The sequence below is a fragment of the Pseudomonas resinovorans NBRC 106553 genome (genome assembly GCF_000412695.1).
Lineage (GTDB): Bacteria > Pseudomonadota > Gammaproteobacteria > Pseudomonadales > Pseudomonadaceae > Metapseudomonas > Metapseudomonas resinovorans_A.
Genome location: NC_021499.1, coordinates 1 through 17,539, shown reverse-complemented (window position 1 = coordinate 17,539; position 17,539 = coordinate 1). Strand labels below are relative to the sequence as shown.

Below are 17,539 nucleotides of genomic sequence, written 5' to 3'. Positions count from 1 at the left end.
TAGAGGAGTGCGAGATGCTCGAAGGACTGGAAAAGATGCTGGCCAAGGGCGTGGACAACGCCCTGCTGCGCTTCGGCCTTGGCAAGGGCTACCTCGACCAGGGCGACGCCGCCAAGGCTGCCGAGCACCTGCGGCGCTGCGTGGAGCAGGACCCGAAGTATTCCGCCGCCTGGAAGCTGCTGGGCAAGGCCCTGGAAACCCAGGGCGACCACGCCGCCGCCCGCGCGGCCTGGACCGATGGCCTGGCGGCCGCCCAGGCCCATGGCGACAAGCAGGCGGAGAAGGAGATGACGGTGTTCCTCAAGCGCCTGGACAAGCGCGACGCCGCTTCGACCTGACCCGGTCGGATTGACAGCCTTGCGCGTCCTTATGACTCCATCAAAAGCAGTCATATGGACCACAGTATTTTCCAAGGCATTGATTCATAAGGGCTGATTTTCTGGCCCGTTTCTTGTTCCACGAGGCTCGCGTCGCGCCAATGCCGCGACTACCTCTCTTCTGGAACAGGAAAGTGCCATGTCACAACACGAATTCGAGAATCGCCTGGCCGTGGTCACCGGCGCCAGCTCCGGTATCGGCCTGGCCGTGGTCGAGCGTCTGCTGGAGCGCGGTGCCCGCGTCCTGGCCATGAGCCGGGGCCAGGGCGAACTGGCGGCGCTGCAGCCGCGCTTCGGCGATCAATTGCAGTGGCAAGCCGGCGATGTCACCCAGCCCGCCGATCGCGCCGCGCTGGCCCAATTGGCGCGGGATTTCGGCCCGGTGGATTTCGTCGTACCCAACGCAGGCATCGCACGCCTCGCGGACGGCCTGGAAACCTCGGCCTTCGACGGGCAGTGGGCGGTCAACGGCGCCGGCGCCCTGGATACCCTGGCGGCCCTCGAAAACCAGTTGGCGGCGCCCGCCTCGGTGGTGTTCATCGGCACCTTCCTCTCCCAGGTGAGCTTTCCGGGCCTCGCCGCCTACATCGCGTCGAAGGCCGCGCTGAAAGCCCACATGCGCACCCTGGCGGTGGAGATGGCGCCCCGTGGCGTACGCCTGAACATGGTGTCGCCCGGCCCCACCGACACCTCCATATGGTCCAGCCTGGGCCTGGCGGATGAAGCACTTGCGGCGGTCGCCGGCAGCGTCAGCCAGCGCTTGCTGGGGGGCCGCTTCCTCGAACCCGGCGCGGTGGCCGATGCCATTCTCTTCCTGCTCTCCCAGGCAGCGCGCGGCCTGCACGGCCAGGACCTGGTGGTGGACGCCGGCTACACCCTGAGCTGAGAAACCGCTGCCCCCGACCGGATAACCGCGCGGGGGCAACGCCGAGATCAGGACGCGAGGAAACGCAGGCCGGCGCCTTCGGCGTCCACCCGCATCACTTCCATTTCCAGGATCGGCGCCTCCATGGGCAGGTCCTGCACCTGGCCACGGACGATGCTGCCGACGGGCAGGGCGGCCAGGTCAGGGTGCCGGACATACACGCCGCCATCGGACAGGTCGCGGGTCTGGGCGATCAGCTCGCCGAAGTTCGGGTGGCTGATCTTGATCCTGCATCGCATCGGAGTTCGTGGATATTGCCGCTGGTTCGCCATGTGATCCCATCGTCCTGAGCGGATTTAGCTGCCGACGTTAATACGGCTTATCGCGATTTGGCACAAGGGACGGCAAGCAAGACGTGAAAAAGGCGCCTACCGGCGCCTTCCTCGTCAATACCACTTTTTCTCGCCCTCGGGGCGCTTCTTGAAGCGTTTCATGCTCCACATGTACTGGGTCGGGTAGGCCCGCACGTATTTCTCCACCACCTGGCTCATGGCGGCGACGCCCTCTTCGACGTTCTCGCTGTACATGCCTTCCGGTGCGGCTTCGAGGATCACCTTGAAGCCCGAACCGTCGGGCAGGCGCAGGGCATGGAGGAACACCCCACGGGCCTTGCCGCCGGCGAGCATGCCGGGGACGAACTTGCTGGTCAGCGCCAGGGTGCCGAGGAAGGGCACGAACACGCCAGCCGAGAGGCTCGGCTCGGGGTCGGCGGGAATCCCCACGGCACCGCCCTTGCGCACTTCCTTGATGACGCTGAGGATGCCTTCCTTGGTGGACGGCGCGACGCGGTTGCCGAGCTGCACGCGCTGTTTCTGCAGCAGGTCGTCCACGGCCTTCAGCTTCGGCGGGCGGTAGAAAATGATGGGTTTGCACTGGGCGCAGTAGAAGTGGTTGAGCACTTCCCAGTTACCCAGGTGGCTGGTGATGCCCACCACGCCCTTGCCGCTGGCCAGGGCCTCGCGCAGCACCTCCAGGCCTTCCACCTCGCGCACCAGGCCGATGGACTTCTCCGCCGGCCAGATCCAGGCGCACGCGCTTTCGGTGAAGGTCTTGCCGATGTCCTGCAGGCTCTGGCCCACCCGGGCGTCCAGCTCGGCCGGCGACCACTCGGGGAAGCACTTGGACAGGTTGATCCGCACCACGTCGCGGGAACGGTTCGGCAATTTCCACATCAGCCAGCCGATGGCCGCGCCGACCGCTTGCACGGCGCGCCACGGCAACATGGCGAAGAGGCGCAGGAAACCGACAATCAGCGCACCTTTCAACTTATCCACAGGCAACTCCAGGATATTCGAAAGCGCGCATTCTACCCCGACGTGAGTTCGCGGTAGCGATCGCAGTCCGTGGTGTGGTCCATGACCATGCCGGAAGCCTGCATGAAGGCGTAGCAGATGGTCGGGCCGACGAAGGTGAAACCGGCCTTCTTCAGGGCGCGGCTCATGGCTTCGGCCTCGGCGGTGACCGCCGGGACGTCGCCACGGCCGCTGAAGTGGTTGACCTTGGGCTTGCCACCGACGAACGACCAGAGCAGCGCCACCGGGTCCTCCTGGCGCAGCCAGGCCTGGGCGTTGGTCCGCGCGGCCTTGAGTTTGAGCAGGTTGCGCACGATGCCCGGGTCCTGCATCAGCTTCTCGATCTCCTCGTCGCTCATCACCGCCAGGCGCTTGGGGTCGAAGCCGAACAGCACTTCGCGGTAGCGCTGGCGCTTCTTCAGCACGGTGATCCAGGACAGGCCGGCCTGGAAACCTTCCAGCAGCAGCAGCTCGAAGAGCGCCGCGGGGTCCCGCAGCGGCACCCCCCATTCGGTGTCGTGGTAGGCGATGTAGAGCGGGTCGTCATTGCACCAGAAGCAACGGGCCATGGCATGTCCATCCTGGGTCATGGGAAGAGGTGAGACTATAGCTACGACACTGTATGAAAAACCAGTATCGAAGTGATCGACGTTACCCGGTGGGCGCCGTCCGGCCCGGCTGTAGGGTGATTCGCACTTCCGCCCCGGCCTACAGCGAAACACTCGTGGTTGCTGGGTTTGACGGGATTCGATCGGGTATACTCCCCGGCTTTGTCGCAGCCTCAGCACAGGTAAATTTCGTGAGCCAGACCAAGCCTGCCGTGCGCACCTTCCAGGACCTGATCCTAGCCCTCCAGCAGTACTGGGCCGAGCAGGGCTGCGTGGTGCTCCAGCCCTACGACATGGAAGTGGGCGCCGGTACCTTCCACACCGCCACCTTCCTCCGCGCCATCGGCCCGGAAACCTGGAACGCCGCCTACGTGCAGCCGTCCCGCCGTCCGACTGACGGCCGCTACGGCGAAAACCCCAACCGCCTGCAGCACTACTACCAGTTCCAGGTGGTCCTCAAGCCCAACCCGGAGAACTTCCAGGAGCTGTACCTCGGCTCGCTGAAAGCCATCGGCATCGACCCGCTGGTGCACGACATCCGCTTCGTCGAAGACAACTGGGAATCGCCGACCCTCGGCGCCTGGGGCCTGGGCTGGGAAATCTGGCTGAACGGCATGGAAGTCACCCAGTTCACCTACTTCCAGCAGGTGGGCGGCATCGAGTGCTACCCGGTCACCGGCGAGATCACCTACGGCCTGGAACGCCTGGCCATGTACATCCAGGGTGTCGATTCGGTGTACGACCTGGTCTGGGCCGACGGTCCCTTCGGCAAGGTCAGCTACGGCGACGTGTTCCACCAGAACGAAGTGGAGCAGTCCACCTACAACTTCGAGCACGCCAACGTGCCGAAGCTGTTCGAGCTCTTCGACTTCTACGAGAGCGAGGCCAATCGCCTGATCGAGCTGGAGCTGCCGCTGCCGACCTACGAAATGGTCCTCAAGGCCTCCCACACCTTCAACCTGCTGGACGCCCGTCGCGCCATCTCGGTGACCGAGCGCCAGCGCTACATCCTGCGCGTGCGCACCCTGGCCCGCGCCGTGGCGCAAAGCTACCTGCAGGCGCGCGCGCGCCTTGGCTTCCCCATGGCCACTCCCGAACTGCGTGACGAAGTACTGGCCAAGCTGGAGGCTCAAGAATGAGTGCACAAGATTTCCTGGTAGAACTGGGCACCGAAGAGCTGCCTCCCAAGGCCCTGAAATCCCTGGGTGCCGCCTTCCTCGGCGGCATCGAGCAAGGCCTCAAGGCCGCTGGCCTGGGCTATGCCAAGGCGCAGGTGTTCGCCGCTCCGCGCCGCCTGGCGGTACTGGTTGAGCAACTGGCCACCCAGCAGCCCGACCGCAGCGTCAACCTCGACGGCCCGCCGATCCAGGCAGCCTTCGACGCCGAAGGCAAGCCGACCCAGGCCGCCCTCGGTTTCGCCCGCAAGTGCGGCGTCGACCTCGAGCAGATCGACAAGAGCGGCCCGAAGCTGAAGTTCAGCCAGAACATCGCCGGCCAACCGGCCGCGGGCCTGCTGCCCGGTATTGTCGAGGCCTCCCTGGCCGCACTGCCCATCCCCAAGCGCATGCGTTGGGCCGCCCGTCGCGAAGAGTTCGTGCGTCCGACCCAGTGGCTGGTGATGCTCTTTGGCGACGAGGTGGTCGACTGCGAGATCCTCGCCCAGAAAGCCGGTCGTGAATCCCGTGGCCACCGCTTCCACAACCCGGACAACATCCGCATCGGCAAGCCTTCCACCTACCTGGAGGACCTGCGCAGCGCCCACGTACTGGCCGATTTCGACGAGCGCCGCGAGATCATCACCAAGCGCGTGGCCGAGCTGGCCGCCGAGCAGAACGGCAGCGCCGTGGTGCCCGCCGACCTGCTGGACGAAGTGACCGCCCTGGTGGAATGGCCGGTGCCGCTGGTGTGCTCCTTCGAGGAACGCTTCCTCGACGTGCCCCAGGAAGCCCTGATCACCACCATGCAGGACAACCAGAAGTACTTCTGCCTGCTGGACGCCAACGGCAAGCTGCTGCCGCGCTTCATCACCGTGGCCAACGTGGTCAGCAAGGACCCGGCGCAGATAATCTCCGGCAACGAGAAGGTGGTGCGCCCGCGCCTCACCGACGCCGAATTCTTCTTCAAGCAGGACAAGAAGCAGAAGCTGGAGACCTTCAACGAGCGCCTGAAGAACGTGGTGTTCCAGGCCCAACTCGGCACCGTGTACGAGAAGGCCGAACGCGTCTCCCGCCTGGCCGGCTTTGTCGCCGGGCAGATCGGCGCCGACACCGCCCGCGCCGAGCGCGCCGGCATCCTCGCCAAGTGCGACCTGGCCACCGAGATGGTTGGTGAGTTCCCCGAGATGCAGGGCATCGCCGGCTACTACTACGCCGTCAACGATGGCGAGCCGAGCGACGTGGCCCTGGCGCTGAACGAGCAGTACATGCCCCGTGGCGCCGGCGCCGAGCTGCCGCAGACCCAGACCGGCGCCGCCCTGGCCGTGGCCGACAAGCTGGACACCCTGGTGGGTATCTTCGGCATCGGCATGCTGCCCACCGGCAGCAAGGACCCCTTCGCCCTGCGCCGCCAGGCCCTGGGCGTGCTGCGCATCCTGATCGAGAAGCAGCTGGACCTCGACCTGGCCGCCGCCGTCGCCTTCGCCGTGGACCTGTACGGCGCCAAGGTGAAAGCCGAAGGCCTCGCCGAGCAGGTGCTGGAGTTCGTCTTCGACCGCCTGCGCGCCCGCTACGAGGACGAAGGCGTGGACGTGGCCGTCTACCTCTCGGTACGTGCCGTGCAGCCGACTTCGGCGCTCGACTTCGACCAGCGCGTGCAGGCCGTGCAGGCCTTCCGCAAGCTGCCGGAAGCCGCCGCCCTGGCCGCCGCCAACAAGCGCGTCTCCAACCTGCTGGGCAAGGCCGAAGGCAATGTGCCGTCCAGCGTCGACAGCGCACTGCTGCAGGAAGATGCCGAGAAGGTCCTGGCCCGCGCCGTGACCGAGGCCGAGCAGGCCCTGGCCAACGCCGGCAGCTACCGCGAGACCCTGGAGCGCCTGGCCAGCCTGCGCGAGCCGGTGGACAGCTTCTTCGAAGCGGTACTGGTCAACGCCGAAGACGCCGCTGTACGGGGCAACCGCTATGCGCTGCTGGCCAAGCTGCGCGGCCTGTTCCTGGGCGTGGCGGACATCTCGGTACTGGGCTGATCCCGTCCCGGGGCTGCAGGTTGCGACCTGCAGCCCCGAGGCCCGTGGCTTGATGCGTGCGACTTCTCTATGAAACTTCTGATTCTCGACCGCGACGGCGTCATCAACCAGGACTCCGACGACTACATCAAATCCGTTGAGGAATGGATCCCCATTCCCAGCGCCATTGCGGCCATCGCCCGGCTGAGCCAGGCCGGTTGGACTGTCGCCGTGGCCACCAACCAGTCCGGCATCGCCCGCGGCTACTACGACCTGGCTACCCTCGACGCCATGCACGCGCGCCTGCGCCAGCTGGTGGCGGAGCAGGGCGGCGAGCTAGGCGTGATCCAGTTCTGCCCCCACGGCCCGGACGACGGCTGCGACTGCCGCAAGCCGCGCCCCGGTATGCTCCTGCGCATCGCCGAGCACTATGGCGTGGACCTTGCTGGCACCTGGTTCGTCGGCGACAGCCGTGGTGACCTGGACGCCGCGTTGGCCGTCGATTGTCAGCCCGTTCTGGTGAAGACCGGCAAGGGCGAACGTACCCTGGCCAAGCCCTTGCCAGCGGGAACCCTCGTATTCGACGATCTGGCGGCAGTCGCCACACATCTCCTTCAGTAAGGTCAACAGCTCCCATGACGACAGTGCAGGCCATCAGAACCTTCCTTTTCTACCTGCTGCTGTCGTTGAGCGCCTTCATCTGGGGCACCTTGAGCCTCTTTTTCGCGCCTTTCATGCCATTCCGCATGCGCTACGGCTTCATCGTGTACCGCTGGTGCCGTTTCGCGGTCTGGCTGGCCAAGGTCATGGTGGGGGTGCGCTACGAGGTGAAAGGCCTGGAGAACGTGCCGGAACGTCCCTGCGTGATCCTCGCCAAGCACCAGAGCACCTGGGAGACCTTCTTCCTCTCCGGCGCCTTCGAGCCCCTCAGCCAGGTGGTCAAGCGTGAGCTGCTGCGCGTGCCCTTCTTCGGCTGGGCCATGGCGCTGATGAAACCCATCGCCATCGACCGCAGCAACCCCAAGGCAGCCCTCAAGCAGCTGGCCGCGCAAGGCGACGAGCGCCTCAAGCAGGGCGCCTGGGTGTTGATCTTCCCGGAGGGAACCCGCGTGCCGGTGGGCCAGATGGGCAAGTTTTCCCGTGGTGGCGCGGCACTGGCGGTCAACGCCGGGCTGCCGGTGCTGCCGGTGGCGCACAACGCCGGCCATTTCTGGCCGAAGGAAGGCTGGGCCAAGCATCCTGGCACCATTCAGGTGGTCATCGGCCCGGCCATGCACGCCGAAGGGGAGGGTCCAAGGGCCATCGCCGAGCTCAACGAGCGCGCCTATGCCTGGGTGGAAGCGACGCAGCGCGAGCTCGAAGGCCCCCTCGTGGCGGCGGCACCCGAGCAATCCACCGAGCCTGTGGATAAGCTGTGAGCAAAATATCGGTGATTCGTCCGAATCACCGTTCCACGCCCCGAGCTACAAGGCTTTGAGATTTACGCCAAGGCTTAGCGAGAAAGTGCATAACGATTTCTCGCTGCCGCCATGCGTCAGCCTTTCAGGTAGGTCGAATCCAGCGCGTTGAAGCAGCGGATGATCCGCTCGCGGTCCACCTGCGGGTAGTTCTTTTCGGTGAGCACCACCAGCACCGCCGGCTTGACCCTTCCTGAACGCAACTGCCTCACCATGTAGGCGCTGATCTCCTCATCGGTGATCAGTTCGTCGCCCTTGTCCTCATCCATCGTGCACTCCTTCGTATGGCCGCCAGCGGGCCTGAAATCGCCACCAGGGTAGCCTTCTCGGTCCGGGCAGGGGGAGGGGCGCGCCCAAGATTGGCACATGCGCAAACCTCGCCAGGGGCGTTTCGGGAAGAATTGGTGGGGAATGATTTTGCGGAAGCCGGAAAGCACTGAGGGGAGCCTGGGCTCCCCTCAAATGTTTTTCTTTTATTGTTGTTGTTTTTATCGTGTTCGTTGTTGTTCTTCGCTACTGACTCCAACGAGTCAGAATTGGCTAGTCCCAACATGGACCTAGGGCAAACGGATTTTTTTGGACGCTGATCATGCCATCGTCATTTCTGAACCAACCGGAGCGCCGCTACCTCAAGGTAGTTTTATTGTTCTGTTGCTCTAGTTGCCGGGTGCGGAACGGCACACCCTCTCCAAAAAAATCGGTTTGCTTCTTCTCTGGGCTGTTGTTTTTGTTTTTTCAGAGTCGAAATATTCTTTTTGAAGCTTTTTATTGTTGTTGTGCCAGATATAGAGCAGGAGTCGTGCCAGAAATTATAAAGTCCTTATAAATCATATATTTATAAAAAATCTGCTTTCAGACGCGGCCTACACTCCCCCTAGAATGTTCCCATACGACCCGTCCGGGAACCCCTGCCTCGAGCCTGGGGTAACAGCTTTGACGGTCAATTGTTACCCCATGTTGGCGTGGCGTAACCCATTGCCAGGTAACGGAAAAAATCTTGAATGGGCGGCGCGGGATCAGCCGCACGCCAGCAGCGATTCGACCCAGCCCAGCACCGCCTTCTGGCCCGTCGCGTCAAAGACGAATTCCTGCCCCCTGAATGCGCTATCCAGCAAGCAGCGATCAGCCTCCAGGCTCCAGCGAGAGGGGTTGCGGTGGAAGCTCAGCCCCGTGTGCCCTGCGGCGGGTGCCAAGCACAGCGGCAACTGCCAGCGGGTCTGCGGCCTGGAGCCGGGTACGGTGAGTTGCAGGCGCTCATGCAGATAGCGGAAGGTGCCGGCGCCCGGATACGGGGTTGATACGCCCTCCACCCTCAGCTCGTCCCTGGCCAGGTACAGGGTGTTGGTCGTATCGGCCGCATAGTTGAAGTGTGGGTGATAACGCGCCCAGTCCATGGCGTCCGCCGCCAGCTCATCGACCTTGAGGATTTCACTCACCTGCAGCCAGCCCCAGATGACCTGAATGGGCGTCTGCTCCGGACAAAAACGCCACCCATCCTTCATCGTCTGGACGGAGCGAAAGGAGCCGAAAAACAGGAACAGATCCCCCGGTACCACTCCCTCGTTGCGCAGATGCCCTTGAGCGCTGCCGCTCTGCCCGAGCAGAGGCTTCCAGCCAGGACGGCGTGGCAGCGCATCGGCACGCAGGTCCGGATCCAGGTGAGCGCCCCGGCTTCGCCAGGACGCCTCTCCGGTCAGGCCGACCAGCAACTCGCCCAGGTCGATGCCGTCGTGATCGATGCTCGAATAGCTCACCGACGATGCCGGGTCCGGGATGGGCAGCGAGCACAGTCGACCATCCGGGAGAATTGGACTTGGGAAGCCGCCAGCCGATGAATCGAAGCCCTTGCGGCTGAGGATGATACGCATCGCCTGACTTTCCCCCTTTGCAGAACCAACCCGATTCAGTTCTGGTTGAATGCTTTGCGCCCGACACGGAGCGTGTCAGCTCACCAGTAGACGTCCGGAATGGCATCGGAACAGGGATTGCCGTTGGCATCCATCAGCTTGAGGTTGTCCGCCATCTGCCGGGCGTAGCGTGAAAAGTCTTCGCCGTCGGATTGGCTGCGCTTGAATGCGACCGCAGCACACATGGTCCAGGCCTGGGCGTTGTCGGGATCGTTCTGTGCCAGCTCGCTGTAGCGCTGCGCTATCGCGAGATGGGCCTGGTTGTCGGTGGCCGCATCGGCGGCAATAGGTGCATCCACCCGCGCCAGGATGGAAGGCGTGCCCTCCGACGGTACGCGGTCCGCTTCAACCCGGCCGTGGTCGTCGAACCGCAGGGAGAAAGTCGACCCGCTAACCGGGTTGTAGTACCGGTAGCTGCCGTCGCCTTGTGGCTCGTAGCGCGAGCGTTTGTTCCCGTCGACAACCACCAGGGCGTTTCCCTCCTGCTCGACGGTCATCGAATAGCTCCCACCCTCGATCACATAGGTTCCCGCGAGCGACTCTTCCTGCGCACCTTTCTCCGGCGCGGTAACGGGGGCCTCCGATTGGGAAGAAGCGTTCGAGAGGGTAGTGGGTTCAGCCTGGGCAGATGTGGCGCTGGGCTGCGGCTGCGGCACCAGGGTTTGTGCGGCCGATTGCGCGGGCTGGGGCACTTCCACCGGTTTGGACGCGTCGACAGCAGGGGGCTGCAGCAATGGGACCAGGACTGGCGGAACCACACCACCCAACCGCTCCTGCGCCTTCAGGCTCTTGATGACTTCATCCGCCTGGGCCTTGGCATGGGCCAGCCGCTGGGCTTCGGTCATCCAGGGCGCCTGGGTCTTCAACATCTCCAGGTGACCTTGCAGGTAGCTCTCGTAGACCTGGTCGTAGGACTGTGCCGTCACGGAAGGAGTGGTGCAGGCACTGAGTACGAGGGTCACACCCAGAATGCTTGCGAGCGAAGCGAGCTTCATGAAGACATTCCCTGACATGGATCGCGTCCCTGATATTTGGCCAAGGGGAGCATAGCGCTTCCCGAGGTGCGCTTGCCTGGTCGTAAAGTGAAGTCTGCAAAGACAACTGCAGAAAAGAAAAACCCCGGCTCGGAGGCCGGGGTTTTACGCTGGATCCGATCCATCGATCAGCACTGCGTGAGTGCGGTGATCGATGGCAGGTGCAGATCACACGTCGAGGTTGGACACCGCCAGGGCGTTGCTCTCGATGAAGTCACGACGCGGTTCCACTGCATCACCCATCAGAGTGTTGAAGATCTGGTCCGCGGCGATGGCGTCCTCGATGGTGACCTTGAGCATGCGACGGACGTTCGGGTCCATGGTGGTTTCCCACAGCTGCTCCGGGTTCATCTCACCCAAGCCTTTATAGCGCTGGATGGTGTGACGCTTGGTGCTTTCGGTCATCAGCCAGGACAGGGCTTCCTTGAAGCTGGTCACCGGCTTCTTGCGCTCGCCGCGCTGAACGAAGGCACCTTCTTCCAGCAGGCTGTTGAGCTGGTCGCCCAGTTCGGTCACCTGGCGGTAGTCGTTACTGGCGAAGAAATCACGGTTGAAAGTGATGTAGTGGGACAGCCCGTGTGCGGTCTGCTCCACTTCCGGCAGCCAGAGGTGGCGCTCGCGATCTTCACGCAGCTGGGCGGTGAAGGTCAGGCCGGACTTCTCGGAGGCTTTCAGGCGCGCCTGGAAACCGCCCAGCCAGCTCTGCATGGCAGCCTGGTCGGACAGTTGCTCCACGCTCACGCGAGGCAGGTAGATCATGTGCTCGGTCAGGTCCTGCGGGTACAGGCGGGACAGACGCTTGAGGGTGCGCATGACATTGCGGTAGTCGTTGACCAGACGTTCCAGGGCTTCACCGGAAAGGCCAGGGGCATTTTCGTTGACGTGCAGGCTGGCATCTTCGAGAGCCGACTGGGTCATGTATTCGTCCATGGCCTCGTCGTCCTTGATGTACTGCTCCTGCTTGCCCTTCTTCACCTTGTACAGCGGCGGTTGGGCAATGTAGACGTAGCCGCGCTCGATCAGCTCAGGCATCTGACGGAAGAAGAAGGTCAGCAGCAAGGTACGGATGTGCGAACCGTCAACGTCGGCGTCGGTCATGATGATGATGTTGTGGTAACGCAGTTTCTCGATGTTGTATTCCTCGCGGCCGATACCGCAACCCAGCGCGGTGATCAGGGTGCCGACTTCCTGGGAGGAAAGCATCTTGTCGAAACGGGCTTTTTCCACGTTGAGGATCTTGCCCTTCAGGGGCAGGATCGCCTGGGTCCTGCGGTTACGTCCCTGCTTGGCAGAGCCGCCCGCGGAGTCACCCTCCACTATGTAGAGTTCGGAGAGGGCGGGGTCTTTTTCCTGGCAGTCGGCCAGCTTGCCCGGCAGGCCGGCGATGTCCAGGGCACCCTTGCGGCGGGTCATCTCACGAGCCTTGCGCGCAGCCTCGCGGGCACGGGCGGCGTCGATCATCTTGCCGACGACGGCCTTGGCTTCGTTGGGGTTTTCCAGCAGGAAGTCGGCGAAGTATTTGCCCATTTCCTGTTCCACCGCGGTTTTCACCTCGGAGGAGACCAGCTTGTCCTTGGTCTGGGAACTGAACTTGGGATCCGGCACCTTCACCGAGATGATGGCGGTCAGGCCTTCACGGGCGTCGTCGCCGGTGGTGGCAATCTTGAACTTCTTCGCCAGCCCTTCCTGTTCAATGTAGTTGTTCAGGTTACGGGTAAGGGCGGAGCGGAAGCCCGCCAGGTGGGTACCACCGTCACGCTGGGGAATGTTGTTGGTGAAGCAGAGGATGTTCTCGTTGAAGCTGTCGTTCCATTGCAGGGCGACTTCCACACCGACACCGTCTTCCTCACGCTGCATGTTGAAGTGGAAGACTTCGTTGACTACGGTCTTGTTGGTGTTCAGGTACTCGACGAACGCCCTCAGGCCACCCTCGTACTTGAACAGCTCTTCCTTGCCACTGCGCTCGTCACGCAGAACGATACCCACGCCGGAGTTCAGGAAGGACAGTTCGCGCAGGCGCTTGGCCAGGATGTCCCAGCTGAAGTGGATGTTGTTGAAGGTCTGGCTGGACGCCTTGAAATGCACCTCGGTACCGGTGCCATCGGTTTCGCCAACCGGGCGCAGCGGGAACTGCGGAACGCCATGGTGATAGATCTGCTCCCAGACCTGGCCAGCGCGGCGGATGGTCAGGCGCAGTTCCTCGGAAAGGGCGTTCACCACGGATACACCCACGCCGTGCAAGCCGCCGGAGACCTTATAGGTGTTGTCGTCGAACTTACCGCCGGCGTGCAGCACGGTCATGATGACCTCGGCCGCGGAGACCCCTTCTTCCTTATGGATATCCACCGGAATGCCACGGCCGTTGTCGCGAACGGTAATGGACTCGTCGGTATGGATGGTGATGCTGATTTCCGAGCAGTAGCCGGCAAGTGCTTCGTCGATCGAGTTGTCGACGACCTCGAACACCATGTGGTGCAGACCGGTCCCATCATCGGTGTCGCCGATGTACATACCGGGGCGTTTGCGTACGGCATCCAGCCCCTTCAGCACCTTGATGCTGGAAGAGTCGTACGTGTTGTTCTCGCTCATGCTTCACTCCCGATGATCGTGGGGCTGATACAGCCATGTTCCACGTGGAACATGGCGACCGGCGTATCCGTGCGCCAGCCGTCCCTCAGAAATTCATGGTCAACGCAGGTGATGAACACCTGGCAATCCAAATCTTCCAGCAATCGACAAAGTGCTTGCCGGTGCTGTTCGTCCAACTCTGACGGTAAGTCGTCAACTAGGTAGATGCACTGTCCGCGCTTCGCCTGGTTCACCAGATGACCCTGGGCGATTCGTAGGGCGCAGACCACCAGCTTCTGCTGACCGCGCGACAGTATGTCCGCCGCGCTATGTGCACCTGAACGCAAACGCAGATCGGCTCGTTGTGGGCCTGCCTGGGTATGCCCGATCTGTTGATCTCGGAGGAGGGAAGTAGAAAGTACTTCGGACAGCTCCCGATCCTTATCCCAGCCGCGGTAATAACTGAGCGTGAGACTGTCGAGCTCCACCAAGTCAGCAAGAGTCCGTTCAAAGACCGGTTTCAGGGCCTGAATATAAGCCCGTCGATACTCATCGATTTCATTGCTGGCCAGGCACAATTCCCGGTCCCATGCCGCCTGCGAAGCACCGTCCAGTGTACCATGCCGGAGCCACGAGTTCCGCTGTCGCAGGGCCTTCTGCAGTCTCTGCCAAGCCGGCATGAAGCGAGGTTCCACGTGGAACACTCCCCAATCGAGGAACTGCCGCCGAATCTTCGGCGCGCCTTCGAGCAGACGAAAACTGTCCGGGTTGATCAGCTGGAGAGGCAAAGCCTCGGCCAATTGCGCAGCACTACGGGCGTTCTGCCCGTCGATACGAATCTGGAATTCCCCCTGGCGATCCCTCGATATCCCGAGATTGCTCTGGTTACCCTCGGCGAGGCTCACCTGGCCAAATACGGTGCAAGCTGGCTGCTCGTACTGGATGACGGGTTGCAGGCGAGTACTGCGAAAGGAACGGGCAAGCCCAAGCAAATGAACGGCTTCCAGCAAGCTGGTCTTTCCGCTGCCGTTGGCGCCGTAGAGGATATTGATGCGGGGGGAGGGGGAGAGGGTCACCGGGTGCAGATTGCGCACACCGGTGACCGAGATACGGCTGAGGGACATTGAGTCGTTACAGGCGCATCGGCATGACAACGTAGGACGAATCGTCGTTGTCGGCTTCCTGAACCAGGGCACTGCTGTTGGCATCGGACAGGATCAGACGAACCTGCTCGGTGGACATGACGCCCAACACGTCCAGGAGATAGCTCACGTTGAAGCCGATCTCCAGGTTGCTGCCGTTGTAGTCCACGGCCACTTCTTCCTCAGCCTCTTCCTGCTCCGGGTTGTTGGCCTGGATTTTCAGCAGGCCGGACGCCAGGGTCAGGCGAATGCCACGGTACTTCTCGTTGGACAGGATCGCGGTACGGCTGAACGCCTCGCGCAGAGCCTGACGGTCGCCAACGACCAGCTTGTCGCCACCACGCGGCAGAACACGCTCGTAGTCCGGGAACTTGCCGTCCACCAGCTTGGAGGTGAAGGTGAATTCGCCAGTGGTAGCGCGGATGTGGTGTTGGCCCAGAACGATACCTACTTCACCGTCCTGCTCGGTCAGCAGACGCGCCAGTTCCAGGATGCCCTTGCGCGGCACGATCACCTGGTGGCGATCCAGACCTTCGATACCAGTCTGCATGGCACACATGGCCAGGCGGTGACCGTCGGTGGCAACAGCGCGCAGGGTGCCGGCATTCACTTCCAGCAGCATGCCGTTGAGGTAGTAACGCACATCCTGCTGAGCCATCGCGAAGCTGGTGCGCTCGATCAGGCGGCGCAGTTTGCTCTGGACCAGGCTGATGTTCAGCGAACCCGGGCCTTCCTCGACGGTGGGGAAGTCGTTGGCCGGCAGCGTGGAAAGCGTGAAGCGGCTGCGCCCTGCCTTGATCAGCAGCTTCTGCTCGTCGACACGGATGTCGATCAGTGCATCGCTGGGCAGGCTCTTGCAGATGTCCATCAGTTTGCGCGCCGGTACGGTGATCTCACCTGGCTCAGCCGGTTCTTCCAGGGCAACCCGTCCAACCAGTTCGACCTCGAGGTCGGTACCGGTCAGCGAGAGCTGCTGGCCTTCGACTACCAGCAATACGTTGGAGAGGACCGGCAAGGTCTGGCGGCGCTCGACGACGCCGGCGACCAGTTGCAGGGGTTTCAACAGGGCTTCGCGTTGAATTGTGAAATGCATGGTCTAGTCCCTTGCCTCTTGGGCTGCGATCAGGTGGTCAAAGTACGCAGCAGATTCTTGTAATCCTCGCGAATGTCCGCGTCGGATTCCCTTAATTGCGCAATCTTACGACAGGCGTGGAGCACAGTGGTGTGGTCTCGTCCGCCGAAAGCGTCGCCGATTTCCGGCAAGCTGTGGTTGGTCAATTCCTTGGACAACGCCATCGCGACCTGTCGCGGCCTGGCCACCGAGCGCGAGCGGCGCTTGGAGAGCATGTCGGACATCTTGATCTTGTAGTACTCGACTACCGTGCGCTGGATATTGTCGATGCTGACCAGCTTGTCCTGCAGGGCCAGAAGGTCCTTGAGCGACTCGCGGATCAACTCGATCGTGATGTCCCGACCCATGAAGTGAGCGTGCGCGATCACTCGCTTGAGCGCGCCCTCCAGCTCACGCACGTTGGAGCGTATGCGCTGGGCAATGAAGAACGCCGCATCGTGGGGTAGATCCACCTTGGCCTGCTCGGCCTTCTTCATCAGGATCGCTACACGCGTTTCCAGCTCAGGCGGCTCGACGGCCACGGTGAGGCCCCAGCCGAAGCGGGACTTCAGACGCTCCTCCAGGCCTTCGATTTCCTTCGGATAGCGGTCGCTGGTGAGGATCACCTGCTGACCACCCTCTAGCAGGGCGTTGAAGGTATGGAAGAACTCTTCCTGGGAACGCTCCTTGCGGGCGAAGAATTGAATGTCGTCGATAAGCAACGCGTCGACCGAACGGTAGAAGCGCTTGAACTCGTTGATGGCATTCAGCTGCAGGGCCTTGACCATGTCCGCCACGAAACGCTCGGAGTGCAGGTAGACCACCTTGGCATTCGGGTTCTTCTTCAGCAGATGGTTACCCACAGCGTGCATCAGGTGGGTCTTGCCAAGGCCGACACCACCATAGAGGAACAGCGGGTTGTAACCATGCTTGGGGTTGTCCGCCACCTGCCAGGCCGCTGCGCGGGCCAGCTGGTTGGACTTGCCCTCGACGAAGTTCTCGAAGGTGAAAGTACGGTTCAGGTAGCTGGTGTGCTTGAGCGCACCCTCCACTTGCACGGAACGCTCGGTACGGATGGCCGGAGCGGATACCACGGACGCCAGCGGATCGAGGTTGTCGCGACTTTCGTCCACGGTCTCGATGCGCATCTGCGACGGCGCGGGTGCGGGAGGGGGCGGCGGAGCCATGACCGGCGGCGGCGGCGGTGGTGCCTTGCGCGGTGCCGGGCTGCGTTTGCTGCCTATTAATAAGGAGAGGGCGGGCGCCAGGCCATTGCCCCGTTCGCCGAGCAACTCGAGGAGCCGCCCCATGTACTTCTCGTTGACCCAATCGAGCACGAACCTGTTGGGCGCGTAAACGCGCAGCTCGTCTCCATCGGCTTCAACCTGCAATGGGCGGATCCAGGTGTTGAATTGCTGGGCAGGCAGCTCATCGCGCAAGAGCTCCACGCACTGCTGCCAAAGTTCCACTGACACGGATGTCCCCCAGTCGGAAAGATGCCGGACGCAAAAAATCAGCCGTCATTGTAGCCGCCGCAGGAATAGTTATCCACACGAAAAGGGGCCAATGGTTGAATAAAATCAAGATGTTATTCACCGCACGGGCGCTGCTGGTGATTGGCATGAATCTTGTGGATAACCTACCAATAAACCGGCCTTGTGCGTTGGGGAAAACCGATTGCATAACCAGCCTGTGGGTAACCTGGCGTTTCATCCCCAGCTTCTACCCAAGCACCCCACAGCCAGGGCACCTCTTGTCGACAAGGTTGTTAGCGCCTTGAAGCACAGGCAGAATGCAGCTCCTGTGGAGTTTTCCACAGGCTGGGGCCGACACAGCTTCTACAAACATAACCAGCCTTTCTTAAATTCCTTTTCCTTCTATATTTCTTTCTACCAAGTGGTGTTGGTTGGAAATTGACCTGCACGTCGCGTTTCACTAGAATTGCCGGTCTCTTTAAA

16 protein-coding genes are annotated in these 17,539 nt (G+C 62.4%); 6 read left to right on the top strand and 10 right to left on the bottom strand.

Annotated elements, in window-relative coordinates; all coding sequences use genetic code 11:
- Positions 1 to 14 precede the first annotated feature (14 nt).
- Complete coding sequence (locus PCA10_RS00080; protein ID WP_016489960.1) at positions 15 to 338, top strand: tetratricopeptide repeat protein; 324 nt, start codon at positions 15 to 17, stop codon at positions 336 to 338.
- A 178-nt stretch (positions 339 to 516) separates the two neighbouring features.
- Positions 517 to 1,263, top strand: coding sequence for an SDR family NAD(P)-dependent oxidoreductase (locus PCA10_RS00075; protein ID WP_016489959.1), 747 nt, complete (start codon positions 517 to 519; stop codon positions 1,261 to 1,263).
- A 47-nt stretch (positions 1,264 to 1,310) separates the two neighbouring features.
- Here PCA10_RS00075 and PCA10_RS00070 read toward each other — a convergent pair whose 3' ends face one another.
- From PCA10_RS00070 to PCA10_RS00060, 3 genes are all read right to left on the bottom strand, one after another.
- Positions 1,311 to 1,574, bottom strand: coding sequence for a PilZ domain-containing protein (locus tag PCA10_RS00070; RefSeq protein WP_041770060.1), 264 nt, complete (start codon positions 1,572 to 1,574; stop codon positions 1,311 to 1,313).
- 114 nt (positions 1,575 to 1,688) lie between these two features.
- On the bottom strand, positions 1,689 to 2,576 hold the full coding sequence (locus PCA10_RS00065) for a lysophospholipid acyltransferase (RefSeq protein WP_016489957.1): 888 nt from the start codon (positions 2,574 to 2,576) through the stop codon (positions 1,689 to 1,691).
- A 32-nt stretch (positions 2,577 to 2,608) separates the two neighbouring features.
- Positions 2,609 to 3,163 carry a DNA-3-methyladenine glycosylase I gene (locus tag PCA10_RS00060; protein ID WP_016489956.1) on the bottom strand — a complete coding sequence of 185 codons (555 nt, stop codon included), beginning with the start codon at positions 3,161 to 3,163 and terminating at the stop codon, positions 2,609 to 2,611.
- Between the two features lie 230 nt (positions 3,164 to 3,393).
- Here PCA10_RS00060 and glyQ point away from each other — a divergent pair, with 230 nt between their 5' ends.
- The 4 genes from glyQ (at position 3,394) to PCA10_RS00040 (ending at position 7,780) form a co-directional block, all read left to right on the top strand.
- Complete coding sequence (gene glyQ, locus PCA10_RS00055) at positions 3,394 to 4,341, top strand: glycine--tRNA ligase subunit alpha (protein ID WP_016489955.1); 948 nt, start codon at positions 3,394 to 3,396, stop codon at positions 4,339 to 4,341.
- Positions 4,338 to 6,383 (top strand): glycine--tRNA ligase subunit beta, encoded by a 2,046-nt coding sequence (gene glyS / locus PCA10_RS00050; RefSeq protein WP_016489954.1) that lies wholly within the window; start codon positions 4,338 to 4,340, stop codon positions 6,381 to 6,383. The genes glyQ and glyS overlap by 4 nt, the downstream gene beginning before the upstream one ends.
- 69 nt (positions 6,384 to 6,452) lie before the next feature.
- Positions 6,453 to 6,983 (top strand): D-glycero-beta-D-manno-heptose 1,7-bisphosphate 7-phosphatase, encoded by a 531-nt coding sequence (gene gmhB / locus PCA10_RS00045; RefSeq protein ID WP_016489953.1) that lies wholly within the window; start codon positions 6,453 to 6,455, stop codon positions 6,981 to 6,983.
- Positions 6,984 to 6,997: 14 nt separating this feature from the next.
- The gene (locus PCA10_RS00040) at positions 6,998 to 7,780 is read left to right on the top strand and encodes a lysophospholipid acyltransferase family protein (RefSeq protein WP_016489952.1); all 783 of its coding nucleotides are present in this window, start codon (positions 6,998 to 7,000) and stop codon (positions 7,778 to 7,780) included.
- 116 nt (positions 7,781 to 7,896) lie between these two features.
- Here the strand turns inward: PCA10_RS00040 and PCA10_RS00035 are convergent, their stop codons facing one another.
- From PCA10_RS00035 to dnaA, 7 genes are all read right to left on the bottom strand, one after another.
- The gene (locus PCA10_RS00035) at positions 7,897 to 8,088 is read right to left on the bottom strand and encodes a hypothetical protein (protein ID WP_016489951.1); all 192 of its coding nucleotides are present in this window, start codon (positions 8,086 to 8,088) and stop codon (positions 7,897 to 7,899) included.
- A gap of 747 nt (positions 8,089 to 8,835) precedes the next feature.
- Positions 8,836 to 9,687 (bottom strand): Nmad3 family putative nucleotide modification protein, encoded by an 852-nt coding sequence (locus PCA10_RS00030; protein WP_016489950.1) that lies wholly within the window; start codon positions 9,685 to 9,687, stop codon positions 8,836 to 8,838.
- An 80-nt stretch (positions 9,688 to 9,767) separates the two neighbouring features.
- Positions 9,768 to 10,721 carry a hypothetical protein gene (locus PCA10_RS00025; RefSeq protein ID WP_016489949.1) on the bottom strand — a complete coding sequence of 318 codons (954 nt, stop codon included), beginning with the start codon at positions 10,719 to 10,721 and terminating at the stop codon, positions 9,768 to 9,770.
- A gap of 207 nt (positions 10,722 to 10,928) precedes the next feature.
- The gene (gene gyrB / locus PCA10_RS00020; protein WP_016489948.1) at positions 10,929 to 13,349 is read right to left on the bottom strand and encodes a DNA topoisomerase (ATP-hydrolyzing) subunit B; all 2,421 of its coding nucleotides are present in this window, start codon (positions 13,347 to 13,349) and stop codon (positions 10,929 to 10,931) included.
- Positions 13,346 to 14,452 (bottom strand): DNA replication/repair protein RecF, encoded by a 1,107-nt coding sequence (gene recF, locus PCA10_RS00015; RefSeq protein WP_016489947.1) that lies wholly within the window; start codon positions 14,450 to 14,452, stop codon positions 13,346 to 13,348. Before recF ends, gyrB begins: the two co-directional genes overlap by 4 nt.
- A 7-nt stretch (positions 14,453 to 14,459) precedes the next feature.
- Positions 14,460 to 15,563: a DNA polymerase III subunit beta gene (dnaN, locus tag PCA10_RS00010; RefSeq protein WP_016489946.1), complete on the bottom strand. Its 1,104-nt coding sequence runs from the start codon at positions 15,561 to 15,563 to the stop codon at positions 14,460 to 14,462.
- A gap of 29 nt (positions 15,564 to 15,592) precedes the next feature.
- On the bottom strand, positions 15,593 to 17,056 hold the full coding sequence (dnaA, locus tag PCA10_RS00005) for a chromosomal replication initiator protein DnaA (protein ID WP_041770056.1): 1,464 nt from the start codon (positions 17,054 to 17,056) through the stop codon (positions 15,593 to 15,595).
- Positions 17,057 to 17,539 lie beyond the last annotated feature (483 nt).

Coding starts and splice junctions, on each gene's coding strand:
- gmhB (WP_016489953.1), top strand. CDS start 6,453: ATGAAACTTCTGATTCTCGACCGCGACGGCGTCATCAACCAGGACTCC.
- PCA10_RS00040 (WP_016489952.1), top strand. CDS start 6,998: ATGACGACAGTGCAGGCCATCAGAACCTTCCTTTTCTACCTGCTGCTG.
- PCA10_RS00035 (WP_016489951.1), bottom strand. CDS start 8,088: ATGGATGAGGACAAGGGCGACGAACTGATCACCGATGAGGAGATCAGC.
- PCA10_RS00060 (WP_016489956.1), bottom strand. CDS start 3,163: ATGGCCCGTTGCTTCTGGTGCAATGACGACCCGCTCTACATCGCCTAC.
- dnaN (WP_016489946.1), bottom strand. CDS start 15,563: ATGCATTTCACAATTCAACGCGAAGCCCTGTTGAAACCCCTGCAACTG.
- PCA10_RS00080 (WP_016489960.1), top strand. CDS start 15: ATGCTCGAAGGACTGGAAAAGATGCTGGCCAAGGGCGTGGACAACGCC.
- PCA10_RS00075 (WP_016489959.1), top strand. CDS start 517: ATGTCACAACACGAATTCGAGAATCGCCTGGCCGTGGTCACCGGCGCC.
- PCA10_RS00070 (WP_041770060.1), bottom strand. CDS start 1,574: ATGGCGAACCAGCGGCAATATCCACGAACTCCGATGCGATGCAGGATC.
- PCA10_RS00030 (WP_016489950.1), bottom strand. CDS start 9,687: ATGCGTATCATCCTCAGCCGCAAGGGCTTCGATTCATCGGCTGGCGGC.
- PCA10_RS00025 (WP_016489949.1), bottom strand. CDS start 10,721: ATGAAGCTCGCTTCGCTCGCAAGCATTCTGGGTGTGACCCTCGTACTC.
- gyrB (WP_016489948.1), bottom strand. CDS start 13,349: ATGAGCGAGAACAACACGTACGACTCTTCCAGCATCAAGGTGCTGAAG.
- glyS (WP_016489954.1), top strand. CDS start 4,338: ATGAGTGCACAAGATTTCCTGGTAGAACTGGGCACCGAAGAGCTGCCT.
- recF (WP_016489947.1), bottom strand. CDS start 14,452: ATGTCCCTCAGCCGTATCTCGGTCACCGGTGTGCGCAATCTGCACCCG.